This window comes from Luteitalea sp., from assembly GCF_022842525.1.
Taxonomy (GTDB): Bacteria; Acidobacteriota; Vicinamibacteria; order Vicinamibacterales; family Vicinamibacteraceae; genus Luteitalea.
Genome location: NZ_JALHPM010000187.1, coordinates 1 through 11,912, shown reverse-complemented (window position 1 = coordinate 11,912; position 11,912 = coordinate 1). Strand labels below are relative to the sequence as shown.

The window sequence follows — 11,912 nt, the reverse complement described above, 5'->3', positions numbered from 1 at the left end:
CGTCGACGCGCTGCCGTTGCGCGCGGGGGCGAGGAACCCGCCCGAGTACGGCGGCCCGTCGGTCGCGGCACAGCAGCGCGCCGCCTGGCCCGATCTCGGTCCGCTCGAGACGGCGGTGCCCCGCGCCGAGGTCCACGCCGCTGCCAGGGCCGCCATCGCGCGCGCCGGCTGGCAGCTCGTCGGCGACGATGCCGAGGCGGGCCGTCTGGAAGCCGTCGCCACGACGCGCTGGTTCCGCTTCAAGGACGACATCGTCGTCCGCCTGCGGGACCGTGCCGAGGGGGGCACCCGGGTCGACATGCGATCCAAGTCACGCATCGGGCGCAGTGACCTGGGCACCAATGCTCGCCGCGTGACGACCTACCTGGCGGACCTGCGGACCGCGCTGGGCGGTCGCCGGTGAGCGACCCGCTGCTGCGCTGGCGTCCCGAGTTCCCGATCCTCGGCACGTGCACCTATCTGGTGAGCCACTCCCTCGGGGCGATGCCGCGCAGCGCCCGCACCCAGGCGGCGCGGTTCCTCGACGCGTGGGAGACGCGGGGCGTTCGCGCCTGGTCGGAGGGGTGGTGGCACATCAGTCGAGAGACCGGCGACCTCCTGGCCCCGGTGCTCGGTGTGCCCGCCGGCTCGGTCACCATGGTGCAGAACGTGTCGGTCGCGCAGTCGGTGCTCGTGTCGAGCCTCGACTTCACGGCGGCGCGTCGCCGCATCGTCGTGCCGCAGCTCGACTTTCCGACCAATCACTATGTCTTCGAGGGCTGGCGACGTCACGGCGCCGAGGTCGTGTACGCGGAGTCGCCCGACGGCGTCACGCACCCCCTCGAGACGTGGCTGCCGCTCATCGACGAGCGCACGGCGCTGGTCTGCTGCTCGCTCGTGCTGTTCCGCAACTCTTCGATCACGGATGCGGCGGCGGTCATCGCCCGTGCGCACGCGGTGGGCGCCAGGGTCGTCCTCGACGTGTACCAGGCGACGGGCACGCTGCCCCTCGATCTCACCGCGCTCGGCGTCGACTTCGCCGTCGGCGGGTCGGTGAAGTGGCTCTGCGGCGGGCCCGGGGCTGGGTATCTCTACGTGCGTCCCGACATCGCCGGCACCCTGCAGCCGGCGGCCACGGGCTGGGCGGCCCACGCGCGGCCCTTCGCCTTCGAGACGGGCCCGATGGTGTATGCCGACGGCGAGGAGCGCTTCGCGTCAGGCACGCCCAACGTCTCGGCCTGGACGATCGCGCAGGCAGGCTACCGCATCGTCAATGAGATCGGCGTCCCGGCGATTCGGGCCAAGTCCCTGCGGCAGACGCGCCGCATCCTCGACCACGCCCTCGATCGCGGCTGGCGTGTGCGCACGCCAGTCGACGATGCACGGCGTGGCGGCACGGTGACCATCGACGTGCCCGACAGCACGCGGCTGGCCGAGGCGCTCATCGCCAGGGACGTGATCATCGACCATCGTCCCGGTGCCGGCATCCGCATGGCCCCGCACTTCTACACGACCGACGACGAGATCGACCACGCCCTGGCGGTGATGGACGAGCTGACCGAGCAATTCACCATTCAGAAGTCACGATGAAGCTCGGGGCGATCTCCGCCACGCTTCCGCGGAAGCGTCAGCGTTGCTGGCCGGAACTGCCTGCGGATTCTGCACGTCCGATCAGATGCCCAAATCTTGACTACGCCCAAGCACTGCGTCTCGCGCATGACTGCGGTGCGGGAGTGTCGGACGCAATGGCGTTGCTCGCCCCGCACTGCATTCTGAATGATGAATTCTGAATTGTTCTGTCACCGCTGCACGAACACGAACACCCCGTGCTTGTTGGCACTCGCGATGTCGAGCCGGCCGTCGCCGTCGATCTCGCCCACCACGACCTGATTGCCCACGCCCGACGTGTCGTCGATGAGGTGCTTCGCCCACGTCACGCCCGTGGCCGTGCGGCGCGGCTGAAACCAGTACAGCACCCCGGGCGCGTTCGGCTCCGGGTCGCCCGTCGGACCATGGGCCCAGCGACGCTTGCCGGTGACGACGTCGGCCAGTCCGTCCCCGTCCAGATCCCCGATGTCCAGCGCATGCGACTGTGAGAAGGACGCATCGATCGCGTGCTTCACGAACGTGCGCGTGCCCGAGGCAACCCGCTGTTCGAACCACCACACACCGACGGCATGGGCCGCGCTGGCGACGATGTCGGCGAGGCCGTCGCCGTTGACGTCGTAGATCGCCATGTGGGCAGCGTCGGGCCCGAGGTCGGCGGGCGTGAACGGCCAGGGCGATGCGCCCGGTGTCTCGGGGGCCAGCCAGTACCCTTTCGTGCCGACCACATCGGCGCGGCCGTCGCCATCGAGGTCGCCGACGCCGAGCCCGTGGGCGTAGCGATGGGCGGTCGGATGGTTCGGTTCGCTGATCGGATGGAACTCGAACGGCGCGAACGGGGACGTGGCGGGCGCGAGCCACCCGAGTTGCTCGTTGACGCCCATCACGAAGACCGGGCCGCGTCCACGCACGGCGCGGGCAAGCGCTGGCGACTCGTTGCCGGTGGAGGCCGATAGCAGGTGGGTGCGCCAGGTGCCACCGCGCGGCCCGGGGTTGGCGCGCCAGGTGGCCGGTTCGCCGGGAAAGCCGAGGATCGCCTGGTCGGGCCAGCCGTCGCCGTTCACGTCGAGGGCGAAGGTGTGAAAGGCGTTGCTGAACCCCGTCGGCGCATCGAAGGGCTCGAGCGGCGCGATGTCGTGGCGCGTCCAGGCCGACGGCGTCAGGAGGGCCTCGGGTGCCGGCGCGGCGTACCAGGCATTGCCGGCCAGCACGTCGATGCGGCCGTCGCGATTGACGTCGGCCAGCGCCACACCCTCGGCGCGGAAGGCGCCATCGAGGATCACCTTGCGGAACTGCGGCACGCGCATCGACGCCGGCGACTGCGCCGTCAGCCAGGTGCCTGCCGCGACCACCGAGCCGAGCAGCGCCGCACACACGTGACGCCAACGACGGCCATGCCGAACTGGGTGCTCCTGCATGACCCGAAGGCTACATCAACGACTCCCGATTCCCGACTCCCGACTCCCGGTTCCCGTCCTATCGCACGATCACATACCCCATGAAGTCGCGATTGAGCTGCTGGCCCGGTCGGACGTCGTCGAGGAACGGGCAGGTGCCGGCGGTGGTGAAGTTGCCCGACACCCGCGACTCGCCCGGCGCCAGATACCCGATCTGATTGAGGGCCGGGCACGTCGACCGCTCCAGATACGGCCCGGAGAAGATCTGATGGGCGGTCGTGTCGAGGTTGCGAATCGTGATGCGCTCGCCGGGAGCGACCACGAGGACGCGGGGCGTCACGCCCTGCGGCGTGATGGTGATGACCTGATCCTGGGCCAGCGGCGTCCCCAGCGCGTTGGTGCCGGAGGCCCAGCGCTCCTTGCCGGTATCGGCGTACATCGCCCGCTCGACGACCAGCTGTGCCGGCACCGCGCCCTGGCTCTCCACGAGCGTGCCGAAGCGACGACCCATGGCCTGCGGGAAGTCGTCGCGCACCGGCACGTTGATGCGACTGCGCGCCGGCACCGGATACTCCCGCGTGATGCGCGCGCCGTCGTCTTCGAACGACAGCGTGACGCGGGCGAGGCCGGCAAAGGGCGAGGTGTTGGCCACGAGGATGTAGGTGTCGGCGGCGTTGGGTCCACCGAGCATGCCGTCGGCGAGCCCCCAGACGGCACTGGTGGCCAGCGACCCCGGCGAGTTGTGCGCCTCGCGCCAGTTGCCCGAGGCCGGCCCGGGCCACCACATCGCGCGTTCGGCGACGAACGGCTCGTCGTCGACCGATTCGAGCACGGTGGACACCGCCGTGTCGGCGAGTTCGGGCGCGGCCTGATCCACCCAGATGTTGAAGCGGCTCTTCGCGCCCACGTCATAGGTGCGCTCGATGGTCGCGCCGGACGGGAGCAGGAACGTCGCGCGGACGGTGATCGGGTCGGTCGACGGATTGGCGAGCAGCAGGAAGGTGTCGAAGTACGCACCCGTCGCGCCCTCCGCGAACGACCACGTCGGGGCGGGCGTCGTGATGCCGGCGCTGGCATGCCCCGCCCCGAACAGGCGACCCCCGGCGTTGAGGTACATCGCCCGCTCCACCAGGATCGGGGTCTCGGGCGCCGTGGCGATGCGAGCGGAGACCTCGGCGGCGCGCAGCGACGGATGCTGCGTCGAGACGTCGAGGGTGGTGCGCGATCGTGGCGCCAGGGTGTAGGTCACGGTGACCGGCGGCAGGCCGCGGCCGAGCAGGTACTCGACGGTGACCCGTGCCTCCACCGCGTTCGGGTTCTGCAGCAGGTAGAACAGCTTGAACCCGTTGATCGTCGCGCCCTCGGCCAGGTACCACGTCGAGGCCGGGGCACTCATCGCCGTCTCGGCGTGGCTGCCGTAGGCGGTGCCGTCCCACGTCATCGTGCGATCCACCACGACGGGCTGATCGGACTCGAGGATGGTGGCGAACTCCTCGTCGGCGAGGCCGGGCACCGTCGAGGCATCGAGCGTGCCGCGGGCAAACGGCGCCAGTGTGACCAGCCGACGGATGATCGTGTCCTGCCCGGGGATGTCCGGCACACCGCACGCGCGCTGGCAGAGGAAGCGGACCAGCACGGCGGCCGGTGCCGCGTTGGGGTTGAACAGCGCGAGGCGGGTATCGAACGGCCCGATGGTCGCGCCCTCGGCCAGGTAGCGGGTGTGCCGGCCGAGCGGGTGGGTCCCCTGCTGGTACTCCTGCAGGTTCGTCAGGCCGTCCCCGTCGGGGTCACCGTTGGCATCGCTGAGGCGCGGGTCGAGGTTGTACTGCGTCTCCCAGGCGTCCGGCAACTGGTCGTTGTCGGTATCGCTGGTCTCGTCGCCGCTCGACAGACGGAACAGGAAGGCATCGGTCGGTCCGCGGTTCACGGTGCCCATCGCCTGCACCATGCCGGTCAGCACGACCCGGCCGACGCCATCCACCGCCAGCCCCGTCGCATCATCGTTGCCGGTCGTGCCGAGATAGGTGGCGTAGATCACCGAGGTGTCGCGCAGCATCACGACGAAGGCGTCGCCGCTGCCGGCGCCGGCGACCTGGACGGGCCGCTGCACCGGGAAGTTGACCGAGGTCGTCTGGCCCGCGACATACAGGCCGGTGCCGTCCACGGCGATGGCGCGCGCCCGATCCATGCCGCTGCCGCCGATTCGCCAGGCCCGCGCCCGACCACCGGCGGGCACGTACGACACCGCGAACGCATCCATGCTGGTGCCGACCGGACCCGAGGTGTGGGTCGACGGAAAATCGGGCGACGTGGTGCTGCCGCCCACGTGCACTGCGCCACCGCCGTCGACTGTCACGGCATGCGCGGCATCGTGTCCACTGCCACCAAGCCACGTCGAGAACACCAGCGCGCCAGACGACGTGAACCGCGAGACCGTGGCGTCGAAGCCGCCGCCATGTCCCTGCGATGCCTGCTGCGCCGGGTAGTCCGACGAGTTGGTCGTCCCGACCACGGAGACCGCCCCCGTGGCGTCCACCGCCACGCCGAACAGGCTGTCGGTGGCCTGCCCGCCGTGGTACGTGGACCAGGCGATGGTGCCGTTGGCCGCAATGCTGGTGACGAAGCCGTCGAGGCCCTGGGCGGCCGATTGCCGCGCGCTCTGCACCGGGAAGTCCGTCGAGCGGGTCTCGCCGGCGACCACCAGGCCCCCATCCGGACGCACGGCGATGCCGTGCGCTTCGTCGGCCTCGCTGCCTCCGAGGTACGTCGAGAAGGTCAGGGCGCTGCCGTTGGCGGCCACCGTGGCCACGAAGGCGTTGGGGCCCCCCGGCGCCGTCTGCAGACCCGTCAGCGCCTGCACGGTCGGGAAGTCGCGGCTGAGCGTGAGCCCGGCCACGTGCAGGCGGCCCGCGGCATCCACGGCGAGGCTGCGCACGTTGTCGGAATCCGACCCCCCGAAGTACGCGAGGAACTCGACGACCTGGCCCGTCGGATCGAGGCGCGCGACGAAGACGTCGCCCTTGCCGCCAGGGCCGCCGATGCGGGCCCAGGGCAGGTCCGTCGACGAGGTGTAGCCCGCGAGATGGATGCGGCCCTGCGCGTCGAGCGCCACCGTGGTGGCTTCCTCCACGCCGTTGCCGCCGATCGCCACCGAGTAGGTGAGCACCGGGTCGATCACCAGTGCGCGGCTGGCATCGTACGCGCCGACCGTGAAGCCGAACGAGCCGTCACCGACCGCACGGAACGCGACCGGCACCGCGGTGGTGCGACCGTCCGCGGCGTCCTGCCAGGCCCGCGGCGCCTCCAGCTGCAGTCGCACGCCCGGGGCGACCTCGATGTCGATGGCCCCGGCGGTCGTCAATGCGGCCGCCGCGTCCTGCACCGCGAATCGGATCGCGCTCGGCGCGGCCCCCGCGGCGACGAGGAAGTCCTGCTCGACGCGGCCGTCGGTGCCACGGTAGCGGACGTCGATGCCGGGGTACACCTCCCGGAAACCCACCTGCGCATGCAGGCCGGCCGTCCGCCGCGGCTGCGAGGCCGCACCGAGGTAGTGCGCCTCACCGGTGCGGGACGAGTGCCACGAGGGCGCGGTCGGCGCCGCGCCGACGAGCGCCCAGCCCCAGGTCCGGGACGCGTCGCCTGACGAAACCGCGACCTCCACGCCGGTGCGCGTGATGCGGGCCCCGTAGCCGCGGGCCCGTGTGGTGGCGGTACCGTCCTCGCCGACCTCGAACGTCAGTGGCAGGGCGTGGGCACTGCCGCGGACGGGTGGGGTGAGCACCGGCCGGTGCGCGAGTGGCGGAGAGGCGCCGTCGCGCGCCGACAGGCTGGCGCCGAGGCAGAGGAGCAGGGGCACGAGCGCCCACCGATGGCGGCGCACAGGGAGACCCACGGGTCGCATGCCCGGACTCCAGCAAGTTTCTCGCCGCCGCCTGAACCGTGGAAAACCGCGGATTCGTGTCGCCGCCGCCCCGCAGTGTCGCCAAACCCGTCAGTCGCGGTACGAAAACGGTGCCCGTTCGGCCGACCGTCTCAGCGCACGACGATGCGCGCGCGCATGTTGGCGTTGGTGGGGTCGTCGTGGTCGTGGATGCCGCAGGTGCGGGTGATGTTCAGGTTGCCGGTTTCGCGGACGGCATTGGGCGCCAGGAAGCCCACCTGGTTGATCTCCGGACAATCGGTGTGGTCCGGATGGGGGTCCGAGCTCACCTGGCGTGCCCGGCTGCTCTGATTGACGAAGAGGACCCGGCTGCCTGGCGGGACCACCAGTTCCTTGGGCAACAGCACGCCGCTGGCGTCCACCGTCATCGTCAAGGCCCCGGCCACCGGCGTCGTCGGCGTCGTCGGCGAACTGCTGCCGCCGCCACCGCACGCGCTGCCGAGGCAGGTCGAGCCGAGCAGACACGAGGCGGCGAGTCGGCGCAGAGGTGACATCCGCGCATTATCCCCGACCTCGACCGTCCTTGTTTCCCACACGGAAGGTGAGTATCTTTCATTGGGCGGAACGGTGTTCCGCATGTTGGAACACATGGTGCCCCAGACGTCAGCCGACAAGGCGTTGCATCTGCTCGAGGTCCTGAGCAGCGAGCCGGGAGGCATGGCGTTGCGCGATCTCGCGCGCGCGACAGGGCTGCCGGCGGCCACGGCGCACCGGCTCCTGCTCGTGCTGCGGCGGCGCGGGTTCGTGCGGCAGGAGGGCGAGGGGGGGCACTACATCCTCACGCTGAAGCTCCTGGACATGAGCTTTCGCTACTTGAACGGCTCGGAACTGCGGCTGCACGCGTACCCGCCGTTGCGGGAGTACGTCGGGCGCACGGCGACCCGCGCCTTCGTTTCGCTGCCGGCGGGCGAGGTGACGTACGTGTGGGACGGCCAGGACGATGCGGCGGCGATGTACACGGCGTATGGCAAGACCATGCCGGGACATTGCTCGCTGTTCTTCGCCGAGGGACAGCAGCGCCGCCTGAGCTGCGCGCGGCTCTGCGGGGCCGGGGACGTGGCCAGGTCCGGGGAGGTGGTCCGGCGCTTCGGCGACGGCGGGGCGGCCGACGGGTACCGGCTCAACTGTGCCTGCGCCCCGGTGCGGGACTACCGTGGCCAGGAAGTGGCGCGCATGGGGGTGTTCACCCATGGGCGCGGGGAGGGACCGCTGCACGAGGAGCACGTGACGGCGGCGTGGGACCTGGCACGGGCGACGTCCGTGCGGCTCGGATACCTGTCGGCCGAGGTCGGTCCGACGACACCGGCCCGCCTCCGGGAGGCAGGGCCTCAGCAATAGTGCTTTCTTCAGGAGGACTCGTGGCGTACGTTATTACCGAACCCTGTATCGGGACCAAGGACACAGCCTGCGTGGACGTGTGCCCCGTCGACTGCATCCATCCGCGGAAGGACGAGGGGGACTACGAGGGCACGCAGATGCTCTTCATCCACCCCGACGAGTGCATCGACTGCGGCGCGTGTGTTCCGGCCTGCCCCGTCGAGGCCATCTTCGCGATGGACGAAGTGCCGGACCAGTGGAAGGCGTATATCGAGAAGAACGCCGAGCACTACCAGAAGTAGCCATCGCCGCTCGCGGGGACGAGACGGCGTCGGGCGCTGTCCAACGCTTGTGTCCGCTGCGCATCGGTGCGCACGGGCCACGGGGAAATGTCCGACCGGCCACGCGCCGGTCCAGGATGGTGAAGATGTCCCGTCTCGTTGACCGTGTAACCCCCCGACTCCGCCTGCTGGGCGGGGTCACGGCTGTCGCCGTCGCCATCGTGATGGCGTCCGGCGCTCCCCACGCCGGAGCCCCGCTCACCGCGTCGGCCGAGTTCGCCCGCGGCACGCAACTGTTCCAGGACGCCCGGTACCGCGAAGCGGTGCAGGCGCTCGTCCGTGCCCGGGAGTACGACCCGGACCTCAAGGACCCCGTCACCCGGCTCGTGGTGCGCTCGCTGCTGCGCGTCGGCGATTTTGGCCGGGCCGAGAAGGAAGCCAGCACCCTCATCACCTCCACGGTCGGCATCGAAGACCTGTCGCTCCACGGCGAGACGCTCTGGAGCACCGGGCACTTCGAGGAGGCCAACGCGCGCTACACCGCGGCGCTGACGCTCGACTCCGGATATCCGTCCGCCCTGCACGGCATTGCGCGCGTCCTCGACGCACGCGGCAAGACTGCCGACGCGCTGGTCGCCGTCGAGCGGGCCATCGAGCGGGATCAGAACGTCGCCGAGTATCACCACACCCGCGCGTACTTCCTCGAACGGCTCGGCAACTATCCCGTCGCGGCCGACGAACTCGAACGCTATCTCCGGTACCTGCCCGCCAAGGGGTTCAAGGACCAGATCAAGCTCGCCAGGGCCCGCATCAAGTTCCTGCGCCACTTCGACGACCGCACGCCCCTGGCGATGGGTGACGACGCCCGCACGCAGGTCCACGTCGTCCCGTTCCGCGAGGAGCGGGAGAAGCTGTTCGTCAAGGCGCGCGTCAACGGGCGCCTGAACGTCGACCTGGTGCTCGACACGGGCGCCGAGATGACCGTCCTGTCGGAGGACGCCGCGCAGCGCGCGCAGGTCTACTCGGTGGCCGAGACCCTGAGCGCCGGCGTCGGCGACGTCGGCCTGCGTCGCCTCAAGCTCGCGCGCATCGCCAAGCTGGAGATCGGCTCGCTGAAGGTCGAACACGTGCCGGCGATGATCAAGGACCCGCCCCTGAAGAAGTGGCCCACCGCCGACATCGATGCCTTCTCGCCGCTGGCGGTGGGGCTGTCGATGCGCGTCGACTACGAAAAGAAGCAGCTGATCATGGCGCGCACGCTGCCCAAGGCGGATGGCGTCGCCACGATGGAAGCGCCGCTCTGGATGCATCGCCTGGCCACGGTCCGCGGGCGACTCAACGGCGACCGTCCGGCCGCCTTCGTCGTCGACACGGGGGGCCAGGCCATCTCGATCAGCCGCACCGCCGCCGTGGGCCTCGAGCAGCTCGGTCGCTTCCGCCGCATCCCGCTGCGCGTGTTCGGCTCATCGGGGTGGGATCGCGATGCGTTCCTGCTCCCGGGTGTCGATCTCGAAGTGGACGACGTGATGATGGCGCGCACGTCGCTGGTGGTGCTGAACCTGCGGGCGCCGAGTGTGCTCCTCGGCTACGAGCTGGGCGGGATCCTCGGCCACAAGTTCCTCAGCAAGTACCGCGTCTCGCTCGACATCGACGAAGGCCTGATGCGGCTCGACCACTAGGCGGACGGGCAGGCCAAGGGACAGGGGACGAGGGAAGAGTCACAAGGGCGTCAAGGGACGAGGAACAAGAACCGCAAGGGACGAGGGACAGGAACCGCAAGGGACGAGGAACAAGTCGCCGCGCGCCGAACACCGCCATGCGTCGTCGACACTTGCACGGAATCGCCTCGGTCGTCATTGGCAGCTTCGTGCTGCTCGCTGTCGGCACGCGCGCACAGGACGTGAGCGGGCCAACCGGCTTCCGCGCCACCGCCGAGATCGTGCAGTTCGACGCCTTGTTCCTGAATGGGGACGGGCGCCCCGTCAAGGACATCCGCAAGGACGAGGTGACGGTTCGTCAGGGCGGCACGCCCGTGCCCCTCCGCGACCTCCGCGTCCAGGTGCGTCCACCCGCCGTGGCTCCGCCCACGGCGCTGGCCTCCTCTCCGCCGTCCTCTCCGTCCGACGCCACCGCCGCGCAGGCGCCAGCGGACGTCGACGTCGAGCCCTGGATCTTCCTCATCGACGATCTCGCGATGTCGCCCGACGCGTTCGAGCGCACGAAGATCGGGTTGCGCATGCTCTTCGAGCAGGACCTGCCGGCAGGGGTGGAGGTGGGTCTGCTGCGGACCGGGGATCTCGGCAATCCGAAGACGCCACTGACCGCTGACCGCGCGGCGTTGCATCGTGCGGTGTCGCAAATGCGCTACCGGGTGAATCGCTGGCGCGGCGGCGTCGTGAGCCGTTCGGGTGCGCTCGGCGCCGGCAATGGGGGCGGCGATCGCGTCTTCCTCGAAGGCACGCTCGGCAGCCTCAACTCGCTCATTCTGAATCTGCGTCCCCTCCCGGGGCGCAAGGTCGTCGTGCTGCTGTCGGAGTTCGTGGCGCTGACCGCCAACGACTTCGATGTCGAGCCGGGAGGCATGGGGGGAAGCGCGACCGGCGCGGGGCAATACGCCGGCGTCGCAGGCCGGTTCAAGCGCCTCGGGCACGTCGCCGCCGCGTCCGGCGTCACCGTGCACGCGGTCAACGTGCTCGGCGTCGTGTCCATCGGCGGCGGCGGGCGCGCAATACTGAACGAAGGCCTGCACGCTGTCGCCGACGAACTCGGTGGCGTGTACTTCCGCGCGAGCAACGACGTCCAGGACCTGCTCGCGCGACTGATGACCGCGGAGCAGGGCTACTACGTACTCGCGTACGTGCCGCCCGACGGCACGTTCGAGGACCGCGGCAAGGCGCGTTTCGTGCCGGTGACCGTGTCGGTGTCGCGGCCCGGCGTGACCGTGAGGACGCGGCAGGGCTTCTTCACACGATAGGCCCTGCCTGTCGGCCAGCGCCGACGGCTGCACCTCGCCGGTGGGGTCAGCGGCCCGCGGCGAGTTCGCCCTCGATTTGCGCCATGCGCGCCTTCGCGGCCAGTCGCTGCTGGCGGCGCGACTCGGCCTCGATCGCGCGCGTGCGCTGTGCGTCGGTCTCGAGCACGAGGTCGGGCACCTCGACGCGGCGCCCGTCGGCGTCGATGGCCACGAACGTCAGGTAGGCGTGCGACGTCAGCTTGCGCTGACCGGTCAGTGTCTCCTCACTCATCACCCGCACCTCCACCTCCATCGACGTCCGGAAGGTGGCGGTCACTTCGGCCTTGAGAAGGATCAGGTCACCGACCTTGATCGGGTGCAGGAACTGCAGCCCGTCCACGGCGGCGGTGACGACGCGACTGCGCGAGTGGCGGAAGCAC

The 11,912-nt window shown here is 70.4% G+C and carries 10 protein-coding genes; 6 read left to right on the top strand and 4 right to left on the bottom strand.

Annotation, left to right across the window (positions count from 1 at the left end; genetic code table 11):
• On the top strand, positions 1–403 hold a 403-nt coding region (locus Q0C41_RS25505), incomplete at its 5' end, for a DUF1499 domain-containing protein (RefSeq protein WP_291988750.1).
• On the top strand, positions 400–1,569 hold the full coding sequence (locus Q0C41_RS25500; RefSeq protein WP_291988749.1) for an aminotransferase class V-fold PLP-dependent enzyme: 1,170 nt from the start codon (positions 400–402) through the stop codon (positions 1,567–1,569). The genes Q0C41_RS25505 and Q0C41_RS25500, both read left to right, overlap by 4 nt.
• 209 nt (positions 1,570–1,778) lie before the next feature.
• On the opposite strand, the gene Q0C41_RS25495 is transcribed toward Q0C41_RS25500, so the two are convergent.
• The 3 genes from Q0C41_RS25495 to Q0C41_RS25485 form a co-directional block, all read right to left on the bottom strand.
• Entirely contained in the window at positions 1,779–3,002 is a 1,224-nt protein-coding gene (locus Q0C41_RS25495; protein WP_291988748.1) for a VCBS repeat-containing protein, read from the bottom strand.
• A 58-nt stretch (positions 3,003–3,060) separates the two neighbouring features.
• Entirely contained in the window at positions 3,061–6,882 is a 3,822-nt protein-coding gene (locus Q0C41_RS25490) for a hypothetical protein (protein WP_291988746.1), read from the bottom strand.
• A 131-nt stretch (positions 6,883–7,013) separates the two neighbouring features.
• Complete coding sequence (locus Q0C41_RS25485; protein WP_291988744.1) at positions 7,014–7,415, bottom strand: hypothetical protein; 402 nt, start codon at positions 7,413–7,415, stop codon at positions 7,014–7,016.
• A gap of 82 nt (positions 7,416–7,497) precedes the next feature.
• Between Q0C41_RS25485 and Q0C41_RS25480 the strand changes: the two genes are divergently transcribed.
• The 4 genes from Q0C41_RS25480 (at position 7,498) to Q0C41_RS25465 (ending at position 11,493) form a co-directional block, all read left to right on the top strand.
• Complete coding sequence (locus tag Q0C41_RS25480; RefSeq protein ID WP_291988742.1) at positions 7,498–8,259, top strand: helix-turn-helix domain-containing protein; 762 nt, start codon at positions 7,498–7,500, stop codon at positions 8,257–8,259.
• A 20-nt stretch (positions 8,260–8,279) separates the two neighbouring features.
• A complete protein-coding gene (locus Q0C41_RS25475) occupies positions 8,280–8,540 on the top strand; it encodes a ferredoxin family protein (protein WP_291988740.1) in 261 nt (86 codons plus the stop codon).
• A 125-nt stretch (positions 8,541–8,665) separates the two neighbouring features.
• Positions 8,666–10,198, top strand: coding sequence for an aspartyl protease family protein (locus Q0C41_RS25470; protein WP_291988738.1), 1,533 nt, complete (start codon positions 8,666–8,668; stop codon positions 10,196–10,198).
• 137 nt (positions 10,199–10,335) lie between these two features.
• Positions 10,336–11,493, top strand: coding sequence for a VWA domain-containing protein (locus tag Q0C41_RS25465; protein ID WP_291988735.1), 1,158 nt, complete (start codon positions 10,336–10,338; stop codon positions 11,491–11,493).
• Between the two features lie 46 nt (positions 11,494–11,539).
• Here Q0C41_RS25465 and Q0C41_RS25460 read toward each other — a convergent pair.
• On the bottom strand, positions 11,540–11,912 hold a 373-nt coding region (locus tag Q0C41_RS25460), incomplete at its 5' end, for a hotdog domain-containing protein (protein ID WP_291988733.1).